This window comes from Pseudomonas moorei (assembly GCF_042846945.1).
GTDB lineage: Bacteria > Pseudomonadota > Gammaproteobacteria > Pseudomonadales > Pseudomonadaceae > Aquipseudomonas > Aquipseudomonas moorei.
Map to the genome: position 1 here is coordinate 6,417,769 of NZ_AP035776.1, position 23,405 is coordinate 6,441,173.

Annotated in this window: 16 protein-coding genes, 3 tRNA genes and 1 riboswitch; of the genes, 2 read left to right on the plus strand and 17 right to left on the minus strand. The window is 59.6% G+C overall.

Annotation, left to right across the window (positions count from 1 at the left end; genetic code table 11):
• Positions 1-15: 15 nt before the first annotated feature.
• The 7 genes from ACGJAX_RS29955 to ltaE all read right to left on the minus strand — a co-directional run bounded on the left by ACGJAX_RS29955 (position 16) and on the right by ltaE (position 5,987).
• Positions 16-92, minus strand: a tRNA-Arg gene (locus tag ACGJAX_RS29955).
• A gap of 72 nt (positions 93-164) precedes the next feature.
• A tRNA-Arg gene (locus tag ACGJAX_RS29960) sits at positions 165-241 on the minus strand.
• A gap of 108 nt (positions 242-349) precedes the next feature.
• A tRNA-Ser gene (locus tag ACGJAX_RS29965) sits at positions 350-440 on the minus strand.
• Between the two features lie 62 nt (positions 441-502).
• The gene (csrA, locus tag ACGJAX_RS29970; RefSeq protein ID WP_002554426.1) at positions 503-691 is read right to left on the minus strand and encodes a carbon storage regulator CsrA; all 189 of its coding nucleotides are present in this window, start codon (positions 689-691) and stop codon (positions 503-505) included.
• 187 nt (positions 692-878) lie between these two features.
• Positions 879-2,120, minus strand: a complete 1,242-nt coding sequence (locus ACGJAX_RS29975; RefSeq protein WP_007934911.1) for an aspartate kinase — start codon at positions 2,118-2,120, stop codon at positions 879-881.
• Positions 2,121-2,211: 91 nt separating this feature from the next.
• Entirely contained in the window at positions 2,212-4,836 is a 2,625-nt protein-coding gene (gene alaS / locus ACGJAX_RS29980) for an alanine--tRNA ligase (RefSeq protein ID WP_390957083.1), read from the minus strand.
• A gap of 146 nt (positions 4,837-4,982) precedes the next feature.
• A complete protein-coding gene (ltaE, locus tag ACGJAX_RS29985) occupies positions 4,983-5,987 on the minus strand; it encodes a low-specificity L-threonine aldolase (protein ID WP_390957084.1) in 1,005 nt (334 codons plus the stop codon).
• A 196-nt stretch (positions 5,988-6,183) separates the two neighbouring features.
• Positions 6,184-6,354, plus strand: a riboswitch (FMN riboswitch).
• A gap of 115 nt (positions 6,355-6,469) precedes the next feature.
• Between ltaE and ACGJAX_RS29990 the strand changes: the two genes are divergently transcribed.
• Positions 6,470-6,979, plus strand: coding sequence for a 6,7-dimethyl-8-ribityllumazine synthase (locus ACGJAX_RS29990; protein WP_090324574.1), 510 nt, complete (start codon positions 6,470-6,472; stop codon positions 6,977-6,979).
• 127 nt (positions 6,980-7,106) lie between these two features.
• Here the strand turns inward: ACGJAX_RS29990 and astE are convergent, their stop codons facing one another.
• The 7 genes from astE to ACGJAX_RS30025 all read right to left on the minus strand — a co-directional run bounded on the left by astE (position 7,107) and on the right by ACGJAX_RS30025 (position 14,982).
• Positions 7,107-8,117, minus strand: coding sequence for a succinylglutamate desuccinylase (gene astE, locus ACGJAX_RS29995; RefSeq protein WP_248916911.1), 1,011 nt, complete (start codon positions 8,115-8,117; stop codon positions 7,107-7,109).
• A gap of 12 nt (positions 8,118-8,129) precedes the next feature.
• A complete protein-coding gene (locus ACGJAX_RS30000; RefSeq protein ID WP_090324577.1) occupies positions 8,130-8,417 on the minus strand; it encodes a topoisomerase II in 288 nt (95 codons plus the stop codon).
• Positions 8,418-8,476: 59 nt separating this feature from the next.
• On the minus strand, positions 8,477-9,823 hold the full coding sequence (astB, locus tag ACGJAX_RS30005) for an N-succinylarginine dihydrolase (RefSeq protein ID WP_247258098.1): 1,347 nt from the start codon (positions 9,821-9,823) through the stop codon (positions 8,477-8,479).
• 160 nt (positions 9,824-9,983) lie between these two features.
• A complete protein-coding gene (gene astD / locus ACGJAX_RS30010; RefSeq protein WP_390960029.1) occupies positions 9,984-11,450 on the minus strand; it encodes a succinylglutamate-semialdehyde dehydrogenase in 1,467 nt (488 codons plus the stop codon).
• Complete coding sequence (astA, locus tag ACGJAX_RS30015; protein WP_090324582.1) at positions 11,447-12,472, minus strand: arginine N-succinyltransferase; 1,026 nt, start codon at positions 12,470-12,472, stop codon at positions 11,447-11,449. Before astA ends, astD begins: the two co-directional genes overlap by 4 nt.
• Before the next feature lie 73 nt (positions 12,473-12,545).
• Positions 12,546-13,565: an arginine/ornithine succinyltransferase subunit alpha gene (gene aruF / locus ACGJAX_RS30020; RefSeq protein ID WP_390957085.1), complete on the minus strand. Its 1,020-nt coding sequence runs from the start codon at positions 13,563-13,565 to the stop codon at positions 12,546-12,548.
• Positions 13,566-13,761: 196 nt separating this feature from the next.
• Entirely contained in the window at positions 13,762-14,982 is a 1,221-nt protein-coding gene (locus ACGJAX_RS30025; protein WP_090324584.1) for an aspartate aminotransferase family protein, read from the minus strand.
• Positions 14,983-15,293: 311 nt separating this feature from the next.
• Between ACGJAX_RS30025 and ACGJAX_RS30030 the strand changes: the two genes are divergently transcribed.
• Positions 15,294-20,318, plus strand: coding sequence for a dermonecrotic toxin domain-containing protein (locus ACGJAX_RS30030; RefSeq protein ID WP_390957086.1), 5,025 nt, complete (start codon positions 15,294-15,296; stop codon positions 20,316-20,318).
• 16 nt (positions 20,319-20,334) lie between these two features.
• Here ACGJAX_RS30030 and argR read toward each other — a convergent pair whose 3' ends face one another.
• The 3 genes from argR to ACGJAX_RS30045 all read right to left on the minus strand — a co-directional run bounded on the left by argR (position 20,335) and on the right by ACGJAX_RS30045 (position 23,404).
• Entirely contained in the window at positions 20,335-21,315 is a 981-nt protein-coding gene (gene argR / locus ACGJAX_RS30035) for a transcriptional regulator ArgR (protein WP_047532376.1), read from the minus strand.
• A gap of 184 nt (positions 21,316-21,499) precedes the next feature.
• Positions 21,500-22,264, minus strand: coding sequence for an ABC transporter ATP-binding protein (locus ACGJAX_RS30040; protein ID WP_090324587.1), 765 nt, complete (start codon positions 22,262-22,264; stop codon positions 21,500-21,502).
• Positions 22,265-22,291: 27 nt separating this feature from the next.
• Positions 22,292-23,404: a M14 family metallopeptidase gene (locus ACGJAX_RS30045; protein WP_390957087.1), complete on the minus strand. Its 1,113-nt coding sequence runs from the start codon at positions 23,402-23,404 to the stop codon at positions 22,292-22,294.
• Position 23,405: the final 1 nt, after the last annotated feature.

Below are 23,405 nucleotides of genomic sequence, written 5' to 3' on the forward strand. Positions count from 1 at the left end.
GGGCTTTCTGTTGTATGGTGCACTCGACAGGATTCGAACCTGTGACCGCTCGGTTCGTAGCCGAGTACTCTATCCAGCTGAGCTACGAGTGCATTTTGTGTTTTTATACCAGATCACAACTGGTTTAAGCCAAGTCATTCACATTACTGCAAACAACTCTTAAATGGTGCACTCGACAGGATTCGAACCTGTGACCGCTCGGTTCGTAGCCGAGTACTCTATCCAGCTGAGCTACGAGTGCATTTGTTGCCGCGCATTATAGGCCGTTCAATCTGTTTGTAAAGCGCTTTTTTCTAGTAATTTCAACAACTTACCGAAGAAGCCAGATTACAACGTACTACGAAAATAATGGCGGAGAACGGGGGATTCGAACCCCCGACACCCTTTTGAGGTGTACTCCCTTAGCAGGGGAGCGCCTTCGGCCACTCGGCCAGCTCTCCGCAACACGGGGCGTATATTAACCAGCTTCTTCCCCGTTTGCAAACATAAAAAACGATAAAAATTAATGGCTTGGTTCTTCGTCCTTCTCTTTCTTGATACGCAGGTAGATTTCCTCACGGTGCACAGCCACCTCTTTGGGGGCGTTCACACCAATACGCACTTGATTTCCTTTGACGCCGAGCACGGTCACGGTGATTTCGCCATCACCAATAATCAGGCTTTCTGCGCACCGACGAGTCAGAATCAGCATACCTTTCTCCTCACGCCTTACATTTCAGGGACAACAGTCTGCAAAAAAAAGGCACTCGACCTACAACCAAAATCGGTCATGGCCTACATGCCTGAGTATTGACTAGCGCGAGCAAAAGAACAGTCTCGAGGGTCACGCCATTCAAAAAACAAAAAGCGCGGTCAGACCGCGCCTTTTGGCAAACGCATCACTCGCCCTGGCGGGCCGGTGCGTCCAGTTCGAAAGCCGTGTGCAGGGCGCGCACAGCCAGTTCCAGGTACTTCTCTTCGATCACCACGGAGACTTTGATTTCCGAGGTCGAGATCATCTGGATGTTGATGCTTTCCTTGGCCAGGGATTCGAACATGCGGCTAGCTACGCCTGCGTGTGAGCGCATGCCTACGCCGACGATCGAAACCTTGGCGATCTTGGTGTCACCCACGACTTCACGGGCACCGATCTCGCGAGCAGTGTTTTCCAGCACCGATTGCGCGGCCTGGTAGTCGTTACGGTGCACGGTGAAGGTGAAGTCGGTGGTGTTATCGTGCGCGACGTTCTGCACGATCATATCGACTTCGATGTTCGCGGCGCTGATCGGGCCGAGAATCTTGAACGCAACGCCCGGGGTGTCTGGCACGCCACGGATGGTCAGCTTGGCTTCATCGCGGTTGAAAGCGATGCCGGAAATGATCGGCTGTTCCATGGTTTCCTCTTCATCAATAGTAATGAGGGTGCCCGGACCCTCCTTGAAGCTGTGCAGTACGCGCAGCGGAACGTTGTACTTACCGGCGAACTCGACCGCACGGATCTGCAAAACCTTGGAACCGAGGCTGGCCATTTCCAGCATCTCTTCGAAGGTAATCTTGTCCAGGCGCTGAGCCACGGACACGACGCGCGGGTCAGTGGTGTAGACGCCGTCGACGTCGGTGTAGATCTGGCACTCATCAGCCTTCAAGGCTGCCGCCAGTGCTACGCCGGTGGTGTCTGAACCGCCACGACCCAGGGTCGTGATGTTGCCGTGCTCGTCGACACCCTGGAAACCAGCGACGACAACCACACGGCCAGCCTTCAGGTCGCCGCGAATCTTCTGGTCATCGATCTGCAAGATACGCGCTTTATTGTGAGCGCTATCCGTCAGAATCCGCACCTGATTACCGGTATACGACACCGCCGGCACACCGCGCTTGATCAGCGCCATGGCCAACAGGGCAATCGTCACCTGCTCACCGGTAGAAACGATCACGTCCAGTTCGCGCGGAACCGGTTGTCCGTCGCCACTGATTTGCTTGGCCAGATCGATCAGACGGTTGGTTTCGCCGCTCATTGCAGACAGCACAACCACCAGGTCATCGCCAGCATCGCGGAATTTCTTAACCTTGTCGGCGACCTGCTCGATTCTCTCGACAGTGCCGACCGAGGTGCCTCCAAATTTCTGTACGATCAAAGCCATTTCAAAGCCGCCTCTGCCCATGAAGGGCGCCCAAATAATCACTCAAACAGCGTTGCGGCCCGCCACTAGACTGCGGGCCGAAAGCACTGCCTTATAAACCCTGCTCTACAAATGGAACGGTCAGCGCCAGTGCTGCATCCAGTGCGCCAGCGTCGGTACCGCCGCCCTGCGCCATGTCTGGACGACCACCGCCCTTCCCGCCCACCGCCGCAGCGGCTTGCTTCATCAAATCACCGGCTTTGAGTTGGCCAGTCAGGTCTTTGGTTACACCTGCAACCAGTACGACCTTTTCCTCATGGACACTGCCGAGCAGGATCACTGCGCGGCCGAGTTTGTTTTTCAGTTGATCGACCAGCGCCAGCAGCGCCTTACCGTCCTGACCGTCCAGACGCACGGACAGCACTTTCACGCCGTTGACGTCCTGCGCTTGCGCCGACAAATCGTCGCCCGCGGCGCTGGCAGCCTTGGCTTGCAATTGCTCGAGTTGTTTCTCCAGCAGACGGTTGCGCTCCAGCACAGCCGACAACTTGTCGATCAGGTTATCGCGGCTGCCCTTGACCAGGCTGGCCGCTTCCTTGAGTTGCTCTTCTGCAGCGTTCAAGTAGGCCAGTGCCGCAGCACCGGTGACTGCCTCGATACGACGCACACCAGACGCCACACCGCCTTCGCTGATGATTTTCAGCAAGCCGATGTCGCCGGTACGGTTAGCGTGGATACCGCCGCACAATTCGACGGAGAAATTACCGCCCATGCTCAGCACACGAACGTTGTCGCCGTACTTCTCGCCGAACAGCGCCATGGCGCCTTTCTTCTTGGCGGTTTCGATATCGGTCTCTTCGGTTTCAACCGCAGAGTTCTTGCGAATCTCGGCATTGACGATCTCTTCCAGCGCCTTGAGCTGTTCCGGCTTGATCGCCTCGAAGTGGCTGAAGTCGAAACGCAGGCGCTGACTGTCAACCAGCGAGCCTTTCTGCTGAACGTGATCGCCCAGCACCTGACGCAATGCGGCGTGCAGCAAGTGGGTGGCCGAGTGGTTCAGCGAGGTGGCGTGACGCACGTCAGCCTCAACGTGGGTTTCTACCGGCGCACCGATCAACAGGCTACCCGACGCCAGCACACCGTGATGCAGGAACGCGCCACCGGTCTTGGTGGTGTCACGTACGTCGAAGCGGGAAGCACCGGCTTGCAGGTAACCGCAATCGCCGACCTGGCCGCCGGACTCAGCGTAGAACGGGGTCTGGTTCAAAACCACCACGCCCTCTTCGCCTTCGCTCAATACATCGACCGATTGCCCGTCTTTATAGAGGGCAATGACTTTCGCCGAGCCGCTGGTGGCGTGGTATCCGGTGAACTCGGTATCAACATCCACCTTGACCAGACTGTTGTAGTCCATGCCGAAGGAGCTGGCAGAACGAGCGCGGACGCGCTGGGCTTCCATTTCGCGCTCGAAACCTTCTTCGTCGATGGTCAGGTTGCGTTCGCGAGCGATGTCACCGGTCAGGTCCATCGGGAAACCATAGGTGTCGTAGAGCTTGAACACGACATCGCCCGGTACCACGTCGCCTTTTAGCTCGGCGAGATCCTGCTCGAGGATTTTCAGGCCCTGCTCCAGGGTCTTGGCAAATTGCTCTTCTTCAGCCTTCAGAACGCGCTCGATGTGCGCCTGCTGGGATTTCAACTCAGGGAAGGCTTCGCCCATCTCGGCAACCAGCGCCGCGACGATCTGGTAGAAGAAGCTGCCCTTGGCGCCCAGCTTGTTGCCGTGACGGCAGGCGCGACGAATGATCCGGCGCAGTACATAGCCACGACCTTCGTTGGACGGCAACACACCGTCAGCGATCAGGAAACCGCAAGAACGGATATGGTCAGCCACGACTTTCAGGGAAGCCTGTGCGTCGTTGGTGCAACCGATGGCCTTGGCCGATGCGTTCAGCAGGCTCTGGAACAGGTCGATTTCATAGTTCGAGTGCACGTGCTGCAGCACCGCACTGATCCGCTCCAGGCCCATACCGGTATCTACCGACGGCGCTGGCAGCGGGTGCAGCACGCCATCGGCGGTACGGTTGAACTGCATGAACACGTTGTTCCAGATTTCGATGTAACGGTCGCCATCTTCTTCCGGCGAGCCCGGTGGGCCACCCCAGATATCGGCGCCGTGATCGTAGAAAATCTCGGTGCAAGGACCGCACGGGCCGGTATCGCCCATGGTCCAGAAGTTGTCGGACGCGTAAGGCGCGCCTTTGTTGTCGCCGATACGAACCATACGCTCGGCCGGAACGCCGATTTCCTTGGTCCAGATGTCGTACGCCTCGTCATCGCTGGCATAGACCGTGACCCAGAGCTTTTCCTTCGGCAGGTTCAGCCATTTGTCGGAAGTCAGGAAGGTCCAGGCGTAGGTGATGGCATCACGCTTGAAGTAGTCACCGAAGCTGAAGTTACCCAGCATTTCGAAGAAGGTGTGGTGACGGGCGGTGTAACCGACGTTTTCCAGGTCGTTGTGCTTGCCGCCGGCGCGCACGCATTTCTGGCTGCTGACCGCGCGGGTGTACGCGCGCTTTTCCTGGCCCAGGAAACAGTCCTTGAACTGGTTCATCCCCGCGTTGGTGAACAGCAGGGTTGGGTCGTTGCCCGGAATCAAAGAGCTGGAGGCTACACGGGTGTGGCCTTGCTCTTCGAAGAAGCGAAGGAAGGCTTCACGGATTTCTGCGCTTTTCATTAGGTTCTTCCACGGAGGCTGCGGCCAAAGGCCTGTTCGAAACGTCAACAGACGAAGCGACGGCAAAGGGCCGCATTATATCGGCCCTGCGCGCGGGGTACAGCGTGTTTATACGATAGAAACAGTCAATTGGAGCGCTAACGCTATCACTTGCGCGAAAAGTCGACGAATGTCGCGACGACCTGCTCGATTTGCGCCGCACTGACATCCATATGCGTGACCATTCGCAAACGCGCAGCCGCGCTCAACTTGATCCCGCGCGCGTCAGCGAACGCCTTGATCGCTTCGGCCTTGTCGCCCATCTGCACGTAGACCATGTTGGTCTGCACCGGCTCGACCTCAAAACCTGCCCCGCGCAGGCCCTCGGCCAGCAACTGCGCATTGGTGTGGTCATCAGCCAGCCGCTGAACGTTGTTATCCAGCGCGTACAGGCCTGCCGCCGCCAGAATCCCGGCCTGCCGCATGCCGCCGCCGACCATCTTGCGCAGGCGCCGAGCCTTGCCTATCAACTCGACCGAGCCGCACAACACCGAACCCACCGGCGCGCCCAGACCTTTGGACAGGCATACCGAGACGGAGTCGAAATGCTGGGTGATTTCCCGGGCGTCGACCCCGAGCTTGACCGCTGCGTTGTACAGCCGCGCGCCGTCCAGATGCAGTTGCAGCCCGTGCTCACGGGTAAAACGGCGCGCCCTTGCCAGATATTCCAGCGGCAAGACCTTGCCCTGCATGGTGTTTTCCAGCGCCAGCAGCCGGGTCCGGGCAAAGTGAAAATCATCCGGTTTGATGGCAGCAGCGACCTGCGCCAGGTCCAGCGAACCATCGGCCTGCACTTCCAGTGGCTGCGGCTGGATCGAACCGAGCACTGCCGCGCCGCCACCCTCGTATTTATAAGTGTGTGCCTGCTGACCGACGATGTACTCGTCACCGCGCTCGCAGTGGGCCATCAGTCCCAGCAAATTACTCATCGTGCCGGTCGGTACGAACAGCGCCGCGGCAAAACCCAGACGCCGGGCTAATTCGGCTTCCAGCCGATTGACCGTCGGATCCTCACCATAGACGTCATCACCGGTGGCCGCTGTGGCCATCGCGTCGAGCATGCCGGCGGTGGGTTGGGTGACCGTGTCGCTGCGAAGATCGATAACACTCATGAATCTGGCCTCGGTAATCAGGGGAATTCCCTTTCAGAAGAGAATTACTGCGGTCATGCCGATGAATAATCAACCCTCAAGGAAGGAAAAGACGGCTTAATCCAGTGAATAATTCGATTAGATTCATCAGAAAGCATCGATGCGTGCGTAGGAAATATGTGTTAAAAACGCTGCGCCGCCAAACAATCTGGCGGCAAAACGTTCTCAGGGCGGGGTGCAACTCCCCACCGGCGGTAATTGCGCGCAACGCGCATAGCCCGCGAGCGCTTGGTGACAGTACGGCTTCGGCGGTGACTGGCGGCAAGGTCAGCAGACCCGGTGTGATCCCGGGGCCGACGGTCATAGTCCGGATGAAGAGAGAACGGGATTGGCGCCGCCTAGGCTCTGTACCAAAGCGCCGTCCGCAGGCACTTGTGCCTGCGTACCCTTAAATCCCATTCGATTCATAACGCCCTGTTTTTCACACAAACAGGAGTCAGAACATGCAACCCACCGCAATCGACAGCAAAAGCAAAAACCATCACGGCGAACGCGTTGCGTTCATCCAGGCCTGCTGGCACAAGGATATTGTTGATCAGAGCCGTAAAGGCTTCGTCAGCGAAATGATTGCTCAGGGTTATCAGGAATCCGACATCGACTTCTTCGAAGTCGGCGGCGCCTTTGAAATGCCCCTGCACGCCAAGCTGCTGGCCAAGACCGGCCGTTATGCCGGCATCGTAGCGGCAGCCCTCGTGGTGGACGGCGGTATCTACCGTCACGAATTCGTCGCCCAGTCAGTGGTCAGCGGCCTGATGCAGGTTCAGCTGGAAACCGAAGTGCCGGTGTTCTCGGTGTCCCTGACCCCGCACCACTTCCATGCCGGTGAAGAACACCACAAGTTCTTCTTCGAGCATTTCGTGCATAAAGGCCAGGAAGCGGCGAAGACTTGCGCGGATACGCTGCTCAAGATCCGCAGCCTGCGCCGCACTGAACCACGTGCGGTAGCAGTCTAAACACCGCAAAAACCTGTAGGAGCGAGCCTGCTCGCGATGGTCTGCAACGATAACGCTGCGTATCTGATACCCCGCAGCGTTCTCTAGTCCATCGCGAGCAAGCTCGCTCCTACAGGGGGTTATCCGGTCAGGCCAGATTTTCGTCGGTGGTCGGCACGATCAGAATGCCGGCACGCAGGCCATTCTTCACCTTGGGGTTCGGGAAGATGATCCGGGCGCCCTCTTCCTCGATGATCCAGCGGGTCTGGGCGATGTCTTCGGCCAGCAGATAACCCACTTCCAGTTCCGAAAAATTTTCAATGTCCGATGGCAAGTTCAGTCGGAAATTGTCGCTGTGCTTGATGATTTCCCGCGCGACGCTAAACAGTTTCAAGCCATCCAGCGCCACTTCATTCAGCGCCGGCTCGGAGCCTTCAATGATCTGTTTGAGGCGAGTTTCCAGCCGGGACACGTTCACCCCGTCGTTCTGCCCGAATGGCCGCGCCTTGCCCAACTCCAGCGTGAAGGACTCGGCACCGAGTTTGTCGTAGGTGTAGGAACTGAAAACGATGGACGGCTTGTTCTGCAGCAGCACCGCTTCCATGCCCGCAGCGCGCAGACGGGCCAGCTCCTGGCGTGAATGCTGACGACCTTCCTTCCACGGATACAGCGCGAACTGCTCGATTTTCGAGCCGCGAATGGCGGTATGCAGGTCATAGTGCAGGCGGTCGCGGTCCGGCAGACTGAAGAAACTCGCCGCCAGGCGCTCCAGTTCACAGGCGCGCAACGCTTCGGAGCCGCTGCTTTGTTCGTGACGGCCGTTGAACAGCCGATTGACGTCCTGCTCGACAAAGCGCTCGCCTTTGCGAATCGCTTCGGGGTTGCCAAACAGGAACAGAATACGAGCACGCGGTTTCAGATCACCGCGAGCGATGTCATGCAACAGACGGTCGAGCAGCTCGATCGGCGCTGTTTCGTTACCGTGGATACCCGCCGACAGCAGCAGGTCCAGACCATTGTCGCGAGCTTCAGGCGGCCGGACCTCCAGCGCGCCCTCGCTCAACCAGCGCATGCGCACGCCTTCGACAGTCAGTTGAGTCTTCTCCGCCGGTTCGCGGCCGGCGAGGGTCAGTTCAAGCAGTTTGCCGAGGGCGAGCATAGAGCGGTTTCCTTAGTGATCGTGATTGCAATCCGGACCATGGACGTGATCGTCGTCACCGAGCTCAGCCGGTTCCATTTCCAGTTGCAGACTTACCAGATTAGTCGCCAATGGGCGCAGCAGCAGGTTGGCGTATTCGGCGTCACCTTCTTCGACGTCCACGCCAATCAGCAATTGACCACGACCATCGTGCTGGATCCACAGCTCTTTGCCTTGCCACATGACCGCGACGCGGGTGCAGGAAGTTTCCAGTTGCGTGCCATCAGTGTCTTCAAGGATCAGCTGCAGTTTGTCGCTCATGTAATTACGCTCTCATTGGAGATGAAGCGGCGCGCTGTCGTGCCCGAGCGCGCCGTCGATCAATTGATCTGGAATGGATAAACCGAGCCCAGTTTAAGGATTTGTGTCAGTTCATCCAGTGCCGTCCGGCACTCAAGCAGCAATTGCGGGTCCGCCAGATCGTTTTCGGTCATGCGGTCGCGGTAGTGCTTGTCGACCCATTCGGTCAGCGTGCCATACAACGGTGCCGTCATGATAACCCCTGGATTGACCGCCGCCAGTTCGGTTTCGTTGAGAGCGACGCGCAAACGCAGGCAAGCCGGGCCACCACCGTTCTGCATGCTCTGCTTGAGATCGAAGACTTTCACTTCGCGGATCAGCCCGCCGGAGCTGGTCAAACCCTGCAGGTATTGCCAGACACGCTCATTGCCACGGCACTCTTCCGGCACGATCAACAGCATGGAGCCGTCCGGACGGGACAGCAGCTGGCTATTGAACAGGTAAGAGCGAACGGCGTCTTCTACGGTTACAGCGGAACGCGGCACGCAGATCGACTGAAATTGGCCACCGACCCTGGCGAGCTTGCCCTGCAATTCGGCCAGCATCTGCTCGGTCTCGAGGAACGCGTCCTCGTGATAGAACAGCACCTCGCCATTACCGACGGCAATCACATCATTGTGGAATACACCCTGGTCGATCACCGACGGATTCTGCTGGGCGTAGACCACGCCGTCATCGCTCAAACCGTGCAAACGGGCAACGGCTTGCGATGCTTCGAGGGTCTGGCGCGCCGGGTACTTTTGCGGTGCCGGGTAGCGGGTGTCGAACGCGCTGCGACCGAAGACGAAGAATTCAACGCCGGCTTCGCCGTACTCACGGCAGAAACGAGTGTGGTTGGCTGCGCCTTCATCACCGAACTGCGCCACGGCCGGCAGAGCCGCGTGGTGCGCGAAGTGCTTCTGGTCGGCGAACATCGCACCCAGTACGCGACTGGTAGTCGGGTGTTCGATGCTGCGGTGGTATTTGCAATTCAGGTTGGCGGCGGTGAAGTGCACGCGGCCATCGGCAGTGTCCGCACTTGGGCTGACGGTAGCAGCGTTGGCCACCCACATGCTCGAAGCCGAGCAACTGGCAACCAGCAGAGGCATGGCGTCTTTGGCGGCGCGCTCGATGACTTGAGCGTCGGTACCACTGAAACCCAGGCGACGCAGTGCCGCTACGTCCGGGCGCTCTTGGGGTGCCAGCACGCCCTGCTGAAAGCCCATTTCCATCAGCGCTTTCATTTTTGCCAGGCCTTGCAGCGCAGCTTCCTTCGGGTTCGAAGACTGCTGGCTGTTGCTCTGGGACGCCACGTTGCCGTAGGACAGGCCACCGTAGTTATGGGTCGGCCCCACTAGACCGTCAAAATTGACTTCATAGGATTTCATCAGCGAGGCTCCACGAGAATCTGTTTTTTATAGGCATCAATAACAAAGCATTGGCGGCCGCTTCGCGACCGATCGCTGGCAAGCCAGGTCCCACAGAAATCACATGCATCCTGTAGGAGCCGGCTTGCCGGCGATGAGGCCCGAAGGGCCTCTTGGCGCACTAAAGCTGGACACCCGGCGTCAAGGCCGAAGGCAATACCAGGCTCGGGGTTTCCAGCGAGGCCACCGGGTACGCGCAGTAATCCGCAGCGTAGTAGGCGCTGGCCCGATGGTTGCCCGAGGCGCCGACACCACCGAATGGCGCGCTGCTGGCAGCACCGGTCAACTGCTTGTTCCAGTTGACGATACCGGCCCGGCTCTCCAGCCAGAATTGCTGATAACGTGATTCGGAATCCGACAACAGGCCAGCGGCCAGACCGTAGGCAGTGTCGTTAGCCTCAACAATCGCCGATTCAAAATCAGCGTAGCGGATCACTTGCAGCAGCGGCCCAAACAACTCTTCGTCCGGGCGATCCGCCACGGCGGTCACATCCAGAATGCCGGGGGTCAGCAAAGCAGATTGCGCCTGAGGCTGAGTCATCTCCAGCAACGACACCGCGCCGTTAGCCAGCAATTGCGCCTGGGCGTCCATCAGTGCTTTGGCAGCGCCGAGGGAAATCACCGAGCCCATGAACGGTGCAGGTTGCTGATCGAAGGCCCCGACGGAAAGAGTCGAGCTGACCGCCACCAGACGCGCCAGCAGGGTGTCGCCCCAAGCGCCTTGCGGCACCAGCAGACGGCGCGCGCAGGTGCAACGTTGACCGGCAGAAATGAATGCCGACTGGATGATGGTGTACACAGCGGCATCGAGATCGGCGACCTGATCGACCACCAGCGGGTTGTTGCCGCCCATTTCCAGCGCGAGGATCTTGTCCGGACGACCGGCGAACTGCTGGTGCAGATGATTGCCGGTACGGCTGGAACCGGTGAAGAATAGACCGTCGATGCCAGGGTTCGCCGCCAGGGCGATACCGGTTTCGCGAGCGCCTTGCAGCAGGTTCAACACACCGGCTGGCAAACCGGCTTCAATCCAGCACTTGACCGTCAACTCGGCCACTTTCGGCGTCAGCTCGCTCGGCTTGAACAGCACCGTGTTACCGGCCAGCAGCGCCGGCACGATGTGGCCGTTGGGCAGGTGACCTGGGAAGTTGTAGGGACCGAACACGGCCACCACGCCATGTGGCTTGTGACGCAGAACAGCGGTGGCGTCGCCCAGCGGGCCGCTCTTCTCGCCGGTACGTTCGCGGTAACTCTGCACCGAGATCGCAATTTTGTTGACCATGCTGGTGACTTCGGTCGCCGCTTCCCACAGGGGTTTGCCGGTTTCCTCGCCGATGGTGCGGGCCAGTTCGTCAGCGTTGTGCTTCAACGCCGCGGCAAAAGCCTCCAGCACCGAAATACGTTCTTCCAGGGTCCGACGGGCCCAGCCCGGAAACGCCTGGCGCGCCGCTTGTACGGCCGATTCAACTTGAGCGGCGGTGGCGCCTTCGCCGGACCAGATCACCTGCTGGGTCACCGGGTTCAGCGACTCAAAGGCTTCGCCCTGACCGGCAAGCCATTCACCTGCAATGTAAAGCGACTTCATTATTTCGACTCCCGAGCAGCGGACAACGGAACGGCGCGCACTTGATCGCCGGCGTTGAGTTGAAGACGTTTGGCGGTCAGCGGATCGACCACCAGCGTACCGGCGGCGAAGCGTGCGGGTGCGGCAGTGATCCGGCAGTCTTCGCGCTTGCGGTTGTGAATAATGAAAGGCGTGGCGTCATCACCCGGCGTGCCGATGGCCAGCACCAGAGCCTGGCTGTCGCGCACCGCGCGGATCTTGCCGGTTTCGCACTCGATGGCCGGGCCGGCGTCGAAGATGTCGACGTAGCCTTGATAGCTGAAACCTTCGCTCTTGAGCATCGCCAACGCCGGCTCGGTGTCAGGATGAACCTGACCGATCACGTTGCGCGCCTCTGGAGAGAGGAAGCAGGTGTACAACGGGAATTTCGGCATCAGCTCGGCGATGAACGCCTTGTTGCCAACGCCGGTCAGGTAATCGGCCTGGCTGAATTCCATTTTGAAGAAGTGCCGACCCAGGCTCTCCCAGAATGGCGAACGCCCCGCTTCATCGGACACACCGCGCATCTCGGCGATGATCTTGTTGCCGAACAGGTGCGGGAATTCGGCAATGAACAGCATCCGCGCCTTGGACAGCATGCGGCCATTGAGACCGCTGCGGTAGTCGGCGTGCAGGAACAGCGAGCACAGCTCCGAGTTACCGGTCAGGTCGTTGGCCAGGAACAACGTCGGGATTTCGCGATAGATTTTCAGCTCCTGCGAGGCGCTGACCGTCAGCCCCACGCGGAAGTTGTACCAAGGCTCACGCAGGCCTACGGCACCGGCGATGGCGGAAATGCCCACCACGCGACCGTCGTCGTCTTCGAGTACGAACAGGTAGTCCGCATCGCCCCGCCCGGCTTCGCCGCGGAAAGTCTTCTCGGCCCAACCGACCCGATGGGCCAGGCGCTCTTCGTTGGCTGGCAAGGTAGTCAGGCCGGTGCCGGTGCTGCGGGCCAGGTCGATCAGAGCGGGTAAATCGCTGCTGCGTACGGGACGAACGATCATGCTATCTCCTCAATCGGGTCGCTTGCGCCACCCGCGAAACTCGCTGCTTTCTAAGCATTCTTTGAAGCAGGCGTTAAACCGCCACCAGGCGCACGCTCGCACCTTCACCGACGCCCAGGGCTTCGGCAGCTTCCAGATCCAGGGTGACGGGTTTGCCCGGTGCGTAATCAAGCTCGAGCAATACCGCGCGGTAATCCTGCAACTGGGCGTTGGCCACCAGGTATTGACGACGGGCGCCTTTGACCGGCTCACCGATTTTCACCGGCACCACACGGCTCTGGGCAATCGAACGAATCCCCGAGACACGGGCGTGCAAGGTCGGACCGCCGTCGAAAATGTCGATGTAGTGATCGGTCTCGAAGCCTTCGCGCATGAGGATGTCGAACGTGATCTGCGCCCGGGGGTGCACCTGCCCCATCGCTTCCTGGGCGGAATCCGGCAGCAACGGCACGTAAATCGGGTAATGCGGCATCAGCTCGGCGAGGAACGTCCGGCTCTTCAGACCGCACAAACGCTCGGCTTCGGCGTAGTTGAGGTCGAAGAAGTTGCGACCAATGGCGTCCCAGAACGGTGAATCGCCATTTTCATCGCTGTAACCGACGATCTCGGTCACCACGGAATCGGCAAAGCGCTCCGGATGGCTGGCCACGAACAACAGGCGACCACGGGAGTTGAGTTCCGCCCAAGGCGAACCCACCAACTCGCGCTGTACGTAGAAACTGGTCAGCAAGCTGTTGCCGGTCAGGTCGTGGCACTGCGAAAGCACGTGGATCTTGTTATGAATCTTCAGCTCGCGGGAAGCGTGCACGAAGGTTTCATTACGGAAACTGTAGAACGGCTCGGAATAGCCGGCCGACGCGACGATTGCCGAGCAACCGACCAGTTTGCCGGTCGCGGTGTCTTCGAGGACGAAGAAATAGCTCTCTTCACCGTTGAAGCTGACTTCGGCGGCGAATGAGGCTTCGCTTGCCGCGATCTTGTCGCTCAAGCGTTCAACGTCATCCGGCAGGGAAGTGACACCAATCGGGCTGTCCGCAGCCAGACGCTGTACCTCGCCCAGATCAGCCATTTGCGCGGGGCGCATCACCAGCATGGTGTCACTCCTTTTTTAAAAAACTCTTCGAGGAAAATAAGCCGGCCCCTTGTAGGAGCGAGCCTGCTCACGATGGTGGATCAGCAACAATGATGTCGACTGACACACCATCGTGAGCAGGCTCGCTCCGACGGGAAAGCGGGTCCGGCATCAGAATTGGGTTCGACGCCTGAATGGTCAGGCGTCGAAAGGTCTATCAGGCTTGTGTCAGCTTAGCTGCGGCGCGTTCGAAGCGGTCCAGACCGGCATCGATATCGGCGTCTTCAACCACCAGGCTCGGGGCGAAACGAATCACGTCCGGACCGGCTTGCAGAATCATCAGGCCTTCTTTTTCAGCGGCGTTGAAGATGTCCTTGGCCTTGCCTTTCCAGGCATCGCTCAGGACACAACCGATCAGCAGGCCCAGGCCACGCACCTGAGTGAACAGGCCGTACTTCTCGCCGATTTGTTCCAGGCGGGCCTTGAACTTGTCGTGCTTGGCCTTGACGCCATTCAGCACTTCAGGGGTGTTGATCACGTCGATCACGGCTTCCGCGACTGCGCACGCCAGCGGGTTGCCGCCGTAAGTGGTGCCGTGGGTGCCGACGACCAGGTGTTTGGCCAGGTCTTCGGTGGTCAACATCGCCGCGATCGGGAAACCGCCGCCCAGGCTCTTGGCGCTGGTCAGGATGTCCGGCGTCACGCCGTAGTGTTGATAGGCGAACAGCTTGCCGCTGCGGCCCATGCCGGTTTGCACTTCGTCGAACACCAGCAGCGCATTGTGCTCGGTGCACAGCTCGCGGGCGCCTTGCAGGTAGGCCAGTTCGGCCGGCAGTACGCCGCCCTCACCCTGGATCGGCTCCAGCACCACGGCACAGGTCTTGTCGGAAACGGCGGCTTTCAAAGCAGCCAGATCGTTGTAAGGGACGTGAGTAATGCCGGTGATTTTAGGACCGAAGCCGTCGGAGTACTTCGACTGGCCACCCACGTTCACGGTGAACAGGGTCCGACCGTGGAAGCTGTTCAGCGCGGCAATGATTTCGTATTTTTCGCTGCCAAAGCGATCGAACGCAACGCGACGGGCCAGCTTGAAAGCGGCCTCGTTGGCTTCAGCACCGGAGTTGCAGAAGAACACGCGCTCGGCAAAAGTGGCATCGATCAGCTTATGGGCCAGGCGCAAGGCCGGCTCATTGGTGAACACGTTGGACACATGCCACAGCTTGTTGGCTTGCTCGGTCAACGCACCGACCAGCGCCGGATGCGCATGGCCCAATACGTTTACCGCAATCCCGCCGGCGAAGTCGATCAACTCGCGGCCGGACTGGTCCCATACGCGGGAACCGGCGCCACGCACTGGAATGAAAGCGGCAGGCGCGTAGTTGGGAACCATTACCTGGTCGAAATCGGCGCGTTGTACCGCAGCGTGCTCAACGGACATCGGAGTCTCCTGAAGACGAACACTCGCCTGAAACTGGCGAGCGATGGGGGGATTGTAAGGACAGTTTTCAGCCCGGCCTTGCCGCCAAGCGACAACTTCTTATAGCGCAAACCCCGGATTTTCCCGGGTTTACGGCAATGCGACATATAGGGTCGCAAAGGCGCAGTTTAACTGGCGGCGAGCGTTTGCGGCAGGCTTGCTCCGCTGTAACCGATGCCGATTGGTCGAGTGAGGTAAATATGTACCGCACGTCATCCGCCCTCGCGCGGTTTCCTAAGGGCCTTATCAAACTTCGACGGCCCACCGCCCCCATGACGATCCAACCTACCTCCCTGGCGACCGATGCTCTCCGGCCGGACGCCCACTATCAGCATCTGATCAACGTCATCCCGTCCTGGCTGCGCCAGGCAACGCCCCAGCGGCGTGAGGCACTGAGTCATATAAGCCCGGGCATGCCGGCCAACCTCAAGGACGCCCCACCCCATCAGCAGGCGGAACCGCGCAAACTCATCGCCCTGCATGCGACCAGCCAGAATCGGGTCGATCGGATGATGGCGAATCTGCAAAGCCCCGCCGACTTCGCCGAGCCGCTGCTGCAAGCCGCGCTCAAGCGCGATTTCGGTCTGGAGCTGGACGTTCGCCATACCTGCCTGCGTCTTTATATCCCCACCCACCTTCCCTGGCTGCGATTGAAGTCAGGGGCCGCGCGCGTCTGGACGGTATCGCTGCTCGATGCTGCACTGCACAACTTCGAAAGCGCCGAAACCGAAACGGACGCCTTCGAGCCCGCCTCGACTTACATCACGCCCCCCTCCGCCGACGAGCGATTCGATACCTTGCCGCAGATGACGGAACAAATGCCCATCACGGCTTTCACCCGCCTGTGCCGGGAGCTGGATATTGGCCAGCGTTATAAAGAGTATCTGGAGGACAACCTGGGCATCAGCAACCCAGTGGCGGCGGCACTGCTGCAACCGAAAATCCAGGACAGCCAGAAAACCGCTCTGATCGCCGCCCTGCATATGGCGCAGATGCAAAAACTGCTGGGCAGTGATGCCCATCGGCTGATTCTTGGCCTGCTGGACGATCTGCCTTATTTGCGCTTGCGCGGCCAGCCATGGGGCTGCCACGAGCTGACCATCATGAACGCGCGTCTGACCGGCGTTCTGTTATTTGCCCCGGACCTTGAGAGCGCACGCGAAGTGGCCAGGGTCGTGGCCTACATCCCTGATGACCCCGAACATCCCGTCAAGGAATACCCCTCATCCGCCGCTTTTGCCGAGGAACTGAGCACGCGCCTGCGCGCGCCCACCTATCAACAGTTCTTCAGCCGCTTCATCGACCATGAGGATCGCGGCCACTTCTTCGTCCAATTGAACAGTCAACTGGCGCCCATCACCTGGCAACCCGTTGAGCCGGGTGATCCGCGCCCGACCTGGCGCGAGCAACCCGACCAACGAGCCAACCTGCGTATCGCCTCAATGCCGATCAAGGGCGACCTGTGGACTCACCAGTATCAGTCGAAGCTCAACAAGATTCTCAACGACGCGCGGGTCATCGCGGTCTCCACGGCAACGGTCGACCAGAGAGCCCGTTGGGCACTTTGGGATTCCTTCACCGAAATCGCTTCAACACTGTTGAACATCGCTGCCTTCATTGCCCTGCCGTTTGTGCCTTTGCTTGGCGAGTTGATGCTCGGTTACATGGCGTACCAGTTGCTCGACGAAACCTTCGAATGCGTCGTCGACTGGGCCGAGGGTCAGGGTCGCGAAGCATTCGGGCATTTGATGGGCGTCGTTGAATCCGCCGTACAGATGGGCACGTTTGCGGTGGGCGGGATGATTGCCGCAGGAGAACTGCGCGCGGCGCTGCCCGGGAAAACCGTGCAGTTCTTCGACCGCTTCAACTCGGTGAAACGACCGAACGGCGAACCCCGCTACTGGCAACCCGACCTCACCGCCTACGAGCATCCCGTCGTGCTGCCCGACGAATCAAAACCGGACGCGCTCGGGCTGCACCGTCATCAGGACAAAACCCTGCTATCCCTGGAGAACAAACGCTACGCCGTCAGCGAGAATCCACTGACGGGCGAGCATCGTATCGACCATCCGACCCGCCCCGAAGCCTACAAACCCGCGCTCAAACACAACAGGGCCGGCGCCTGGCAAACCGAGGTCGACCAGCCCCTGAGCTGGGACAAGGCCACCTTGCTTCGCCGTATCGGGCCGGACATGCAACGCTTTTCCGAGCGCGAATGCGAAGGCATGCTTTCCATCAGCGGCACTCACGAAAATGTCCTGCGCCAGATGCACATGAATGCCGCACAGGTACCGCCACTCCTGGCCGACACCCTCAAACGCTTCAAGATCGATCAGGATATTCAAACCTTTATCGAGCAAATCGGCAGTGACCGGCCTGAGGTGTATCTGAAGGCCAACCCCGTCACCCAGCTCGAATTACTCAACGCCAACGGCTACTGGCCGAAAACCAAAGGGCTGCAACTGACGGATGGCGAGGCGCACATACTTTGGCAAAGTCCAGCACCGAATGTGCCGAGGGTGCCAATCGATATCGCGAACCTCAAGGACGGCGATCTGCTAAAAACCTTCCTGCTTGCCCTGTCGGACGAAGAAGCAAGAACCTTGATGGGCGAAGAATTCGGCCTGCCCTCCCCCCGCCTCGAAAGTCGTACGCACAGCCTGCGCCAGAAACTGGCCCAACTCGCCCAACGCAAGCGACAGAGCCTGTTCGAACAGCGCTACCGCACACTCGAGCGTGGCGCTCACTCCATGGCACAAATGCTCATTGATGCCGAACCCGGATTACCGACCACCATCGCAGAAGCCATTGCCGCAACGGCCAACGACCTGGAGCTGCAACAACTCAAGGGCGGAAAGGTTTCCCCCAGACTGGCGGAGCTGAGCCAGGAGGCCAGGTTGCAAGTGCGCGTGACACGCGCCTACGAAGGGCTTGAGTTGCCGTCGACCGAGGACAACATCGACACCGATTGCCTGGCCCTGCACTCTCTGGAAAACCTGCCAGGCTGGACCGGCCATTTGCGTCTGGAAATTCGCCACTACAGCCCTGACGGGCGCCTGATTGACAGCCTTGGCAGCGCCGACGCCAGCGTGCGCAAAATACTGGTGCTCGGCGAAGACGGCGCCTATCAGCCATTCGATCAGGACGGAGAAGAACTCAGCGGTTCGACCACATTCTTTAACAGCCTGCTACAGGCGTTGCCCGACAGCGAGCGCATGGCGCTGAACGTCCAGATTGGCGACGAGGCACGGCTCAAACAGTTGATTCGCCAACACACCCTGAGCCGCGAGGCGCTGCGCACACGACTGGCTCAACAGTCCAATTTCAAACCTGCCTATGATCCGAAGGTCATGCGGCTGTTGGGCGGCGGCGATGGTTATCGGCACCTTCCCACCCATACCCCCACCCTGCAGGCCCGCGTCCAGTCCCTGTTTCCGCAATTGTCGGCCGAGGAACTCGATGCCTTTGTCGAGCGCCTGCAACAACACCCGACAGGGCCACGGGCAGAACTGAATCGACTCATGGTTGAATATTCGCGGCTCTACGACACCCTGTCTCCCTGGTGCAACGATGTTCCGCCGTTCCTGCCTGAAACCCAAACCAGGCTTACGCCTGAACAGCTCACCACCCAGATGCAAGCTCGAAGGCATTTCATGATCGACCTGATGGAGTGCTGGCGACGTCAATGGACACCCACGCAGAACGGATTCGCAACGACCGACTTCAATTTCTATCAACCGATTATTGGCGAGCTGCCAGCGCTGACCGCCGACTTCAGTCGTGTTCAGACGCTGACCATGGATGGCTGTGGCGCCACGCGGGGTACGCAGGCGTTTCTGCGCAGTTTTAGCGGGTTGCGAGCCCTGAAATTGCGTTATTTCAACCTGGGTCGACTTCCCGATGTGCTCGCGCAGCTACAACTGGAAGAACTGATTCTCAGCGATTGCGCGATCAGCCTCAGCCCCGAAGCCCACGCCACGCTCGCCGCACAGAATCAAATGACCACACTGGATATGTATAACAATCCGCTGGGCCTGGTGGCGGACGTCGGCAGCATGCCCAACCTGAACTACATAGACCTCTCACACACCGGCCTCCCCGAGCTGCCCAGGGACTTGCTGACTCGCCCGCGTCTGCGTACTGCACTGCTAAATGACAACCGGATCGAAGAATTGCCCACAGCTCTTTTCTCACTTCCACCCGACAGTCAGGAAGGATTCGACCTGGGCAATAACACACTGTCGTCCGCATCCCGCGAACGCCTCAAGCAACACTACCTGGCGACAGGCCAGGACTTTGGCATCTTTGCCGAGGCGGCGGACCTGCGACGTGCGCAAGCGCTTTATCCGATGATGGACCAGGAAGAAGCGAGCAAATTCGTGTATTCGCTGCCTGGAACACTGGACGAGGGGCGGGCCGAACTGAGTCGCCTGGAAGCCGAACTTGCCACTCTGGAAACTGAACTGGCTGCCTGGACCGCCGACATTCCCGCTCTCCACCCCGTCACCCAACAACCTTTCAACGCGCAGCAACTGCTGAACGAGCATTGGGCCCGTGATGAATTCAAACAGCTCGTGCTGCGATGCTGGCGTCGGGAGATCGGGGCCGATGACATGAGCGACTTGCTGCAGCCCAGCTACGACTTGAGCCTGGACACCCACATTAACGCTGATTTGCCGGCACTGAGTGCAGACTTCAGCCATGTCACGATGGTTTATCTCAATAGCGAAAGCGGCATGACCATGGGCGTCAGCCCGTTCCTGGAAAGCTTCCCGAAACTCAAGACCCTCAGCATCCGCGACTTTCATCTGGGCAATATCCCGGACGCGATTTTCCGCATGGGCGAACTGACCTCGCTGAACCTTCCCGATTGCAACATCACCCTGACGGCGCAGAGCGTCCTGAACCTGTCCGAGATGACTCAACTGGACTTTCTGGACTTGAGTAACAATCCATTGGGACTCGCACCGGATGTCACTCAGATGACCGAGCTGGCCAGCCTGCAACTGGACAATTGCGGGCTCACCGAACTACCTGCCGGCCTGCTGCAACTCAAGAGCCTGGACACAGCTGATCTGAGCGGTAACCAGATCACCCGGATCCCCACCGATATCCTCGAGTTGCCGATGGAGGCAGCCGAAACCATCAACCTGCGCAACAATCCGTTCAACGAAGCCAGCTTGAAAATCCTGATTGAATATTTCAGGTTGACCAACGTCGACTTCGGGGTCGAGGAAGTGATCGAGCGGGCCGAGCTGGAGGCGTCATCTTCCGGAGAATCAGACCCGGACGAGTAACCCTGTCAGGCGCGGATCAACCGCGCTCCGACGGCACCGAGGACAACTCGAACGGGCTGCTGCTGCGCCGCTGGTTGCGATCTTCCCGCGGCGTGGCGCCGAAGAAGTTGCGGTAGGCGCTGGAGAAATGCGGCCCCGAGGAAAAGCCGCAGGACAGGCCGATCTGGATGATCGACTTGCTGGTTTGCATCAGCATCTGCCGGGCCTTGTTCAAGCGCAGTTCCAGGTAATACTGGCTCGGTACACGGTTGAGGTATTGCTTGAAAATCCGCTCCAACTGCCGACGGGACACGCACACGTGCTGGGCGATTTCGTCGGTGGTCAGTGGCTCTTCGATGTTGGCTTCCATCAGCAACACCGCCTGGGTGAGCTTTGGATGACTGGAGCCCAGACGATTCTGCAACGGAATGCGTTGGCGTTCGCCCCCCTCACGGATACGTTCGACCACCAACTCTTCGGAGACCGCACCGGCCAGCTCGGCGCCGTGATCGCGAGCCAGCACCGCCAGCAGCAAATCGAGTACCGACAGGCCACCGCACGCGGTCAAACGATCACGATCCCAGTCGAACAGATGGCTGGTAGCGATGACTTTCGGGAAGCGTTCAGCGAAATCGTCCTGCCAGCGCCAATGCACGGCCGCGCGATAGCCATCGAGCAAACCAAGTTGCGCCAACGGATAGACACCCGCCGACAGACCGCCGATCACACAGCCGGCACGCACCAATTGCTTCAGCGCACTGCTGAGCGCCGGAGCAAGGCTGGTCGGTGGTTCATCTGCCAGCAGGAACAGTTTCTGAAAGTTTTCGAGCTTGCCGGTCCACGCCTCACCAGGCAATTGCCAGGCACCTTCGGCAGGCGGTTCGGCCTGCAGGAACGACAGTTCGTAAACCACCTCCGGATGCACACGCTGAGCAACACGCAAGGCCTCCTCAGCCAGCGCAAGCGTCAGTGCTTTAGTGCTGGGCCAAACAAGGAAACCAATTCGATGGGCAGTCATGGCGGGCAATCCGAAGCGAAAAACAATGATGAAGGCATGGGCCAATGCTAGCCCGTAAATGAACGCAAATCTCGAAACCAGCATCGTCCCCTGTGGGAGCTGGCTTGCCAGCTCCCACAGGGACCGGGGATCGATCTCTAGGCTGCGAAGCATGCACTATCCCTGTGCACAACGTCAGCCCTGATTACTTCAGGCTGCCCGACAAGAATTGCTGCAGACGTTCGGATTGCGGATTCACCAGCACTTCGCGCGGGTTGCCGCTTTCTTCGACGACACCTTTATGCAGGAACACCAACTGATTCGACACTTCACGGGCAAAGCCCATTTCGTGGGTCACCACCACCATGGTCCGGCCTTCCTGAGCCAGGGCCTGCATCACTTTCAGCACGTCGCCGACCAGCTCCGGGTCGAGGGCCGAGGTCGGTTCGTCGAACAGCATCACTTCCGGTTCCATCGCCAACGCACGGGCAATCGCCACACGCTGCTGTTCACCGCCGGACATATGACCCGGGTAAGCATCCTTACGATGACCCACACCCACCTTGTTCAGGTAGTGCTCGGCCTTTTCACGCGCTTCGGCCTTGGACACGCCCAGCACATGCACCGGCGCTTCCATGATGTTTTCCAGCGCGGTCATGTGCGACCACAGGTTGAAATGCTGGAACACCATCGACAGGCGCGAACGCATGCGTTGCAGCTGTTTCGGATCGGCAGCCTTGAGTGCGCCGTCCTTGTTCGCCACCAGTTTCAGTTCTTCGTTGTTGAGCAAGATCTTGCCCGCGTGCGGCTGCTCCAGCAGGTTGATGCAACGCAGGAAGGTACTTTTGCCGGAGCCACTGGAGCCGATGATGCTGATCACATCACCCGCTGCCGCTTTCAGGGACACGCCCTTGAGCACTTCGTGACTGCCATAGCGTTTATGCAGGTCTTGGACTTCAAGTTTGTACATGCGGTCGGTTCTCACAAAAGCAGTCAGTCAGTCGTTGAGCAAGCGCCCGTGACGCAGCGCTTCGCGCCCCGCCACCTTGGCCAGCCAGAAACCGGGTTGGGCGTAACGCAGCCGTTCAATGGCAAACAGCACCCCGGACGTACCAGCACACACCGTGCTGACCCGATCCGCCAGCGGATCGATCACTTCAAAAATCTCGTCTCCGGCTTCCACCCATTCACCGGGCTTGCGCAGGAAACTCACCACACCTGGGTGCGGCGCAAACAACAATTCAGTGCCTTCGAAGGGCATGCCTTCGCATGCGTCCTGCGCAGGTGCAGGCCATTCACCGCTGATCAATCCCTGCTCGGCGAGGAATGCCAGAATGCCTTCGGCGTGAGCCTCGGACTCGGCACGACCGGTGTCGGCCTGACCACCCAGCTCCAGAGTGGTCGCCAGGCACGCCAGCGGAATCTGCGCATCCGGGAACAGGCGCGACAAACGCAACCACGGCAGCGAACAGGCTTCGTCGAAGGAGCTGCCGCCGGAATCCTCCGCCAGCAGACCAACCCGCACATTCAGGTGCGCGGCCAACGAACGCCAATGCGGCCAATGCTGCGGCAAGGCATACATGTGCAGCGCCGCTTCAGCGTCGCAATGCAGGTCCAGCACCACATCGGCGGTGCAGGCATGGCTGAGCAAAATGCGCTGCATGCCCTGCAACTGGCTGCTGGCCGGTGGCAATGCGGCGAGCGCATCGCTCATGGCCTGGCGAATCAAACGGATGTTGGCGTGCGGGTCATCACCCAGGTGCCCGGCGACTTCAGCAGCCACCGGCGCGCTGAGCTCGACGAAATCGCGGTTGAAGTTCTTGCCGCTGCCCGCCTCGAAACGCCCTTGGTGATTGCCTTGCAGCAGTTGACCGAGGCCCAGTGGATTGGCCACCGGCACCAGTTCGATCACGCCGTTCAACAAGCCTTGGGCTTCCAGTTCGGCCAGGCGCTTTTTCAGTGCCCAGGCCGTGCGCATACCCGGCAGTTCGTCGGCGTGCAGGCTGGCCTGGATGTAGGCCTTGCGCTCACCGGAGCCGAAGCGGAACACCGAAATCTGGCGTTCGCTGCCCAGGTGGCTCCACGGCAAAGAATGATCAATGCGTTCCATA

Excerpts from the sequence above, each read along its gene's own strand:
- csrA (WP_002554426.1), bottom strand. The coding sequence starts at position 691 with ATGCTGATTCTGACTCGTCGGTGCGCAGAAAGCCTGATTATTGGTGAT.
- ACGJAX_RS29975 (WP_007934911.1), bottom strand. The coding sequence starts at position 2,120 with ATGGCTTTGATCGTACAGAAATTTGGAGGCACCTCGGTCGGCACTGTC.
- alaS (WP_390957083.1), bottom strand. The coding sequence starts at position 4,836 with ATGAAAAGCGCAGAAATCCGTGAAGCCTTCCTTCGCTTCTTCGAAGAG.
- ltaE (WP_390957084.1), bottom strand. The coding sequence starts at position 5,987 with ATGAGTGTTATCGATCTTCGCAGCGACACGGTCACCCAACCCACCGCC.
- ACGJAX_RS29990 (WP_090324574.1), top strand. The coding sequence starts at position 6,470 with ATGCAACCCACCGCAATCGACAGCAAAAGCAAAAACCATCACGGCGAA.
- astE (WP_248916911.1), bottom strand. The coding sequence starts at position 8,117 with ATGCTCGCCCTCGGCAAACTGCTTGAACTGACCCTCGCCGGCCGCGAA.
- ACGJAX_RS30000 (WP_090324577.1), bottom strand. The coding sequence starts at position 8,417 with ATGAGCGACAAACTGCAGCTGATCCTTGAAGACACTGATGGCACGCAA.
- astB (WP_247258098.1), bottom strand. The coding sequence starts at position 9,823 with ATGAAATCCTATGAAGTCAATTTTGACGGTCTAGTGGGGCCGACCCAT.
- astA (WP_090324582.1), bottom strand. The coding sequence starts at position 12,472 with ATGATCGTTCGTCCCGTACGCAGCAGCGATTTACCCGCTCTGATCGAC.
- aruF (WP_390957085.1), bottom strand. The coding sequence starts at position 13,565 with ATGCTGGTGATGCGCCCCGCGCAAATGGCTGATCTGGGCGAGGTACAG.
- ACGJAX_RS30025 (WP_090324584.1), bottom strand. The coding sequence starts at position 14,982 with ATGTCCGTTGAGCACGCTGCGGTACAACGCGCCGATTTCGACCAGGTA.
- ACGJAX_RS30030 (WP_390957086.1), top strand. The coding sequence starts at position 15,294 with ATGACGATCCAACCTACCTCCCTGGCGACCGATGCTCTCCGGCCGGAC.
- argR (WP_047532376.1), bottom strand. The coding sequence starts at position 21,315 with ATGACTGCCCATCGAATTGGTTTCCTTGTTTGGCCCAGCACTAAAGCA.
- ACGJAX_RS30040 (WP_090324587.1), bottom strand. The coding sequence starts at position 22,264 with ATGTACAAACTTGAAGTCCAAGACCTGCATAAACGCTATGGCAGTCAC.
- ACGJAX_RS30045 (WP_390957087.1), bottom strand. The coding sequence starts at position 23,404 with ATGGAACGCATTGATCATTCTTTGCCGTGGAGCCACCTGGGCAGCGAA.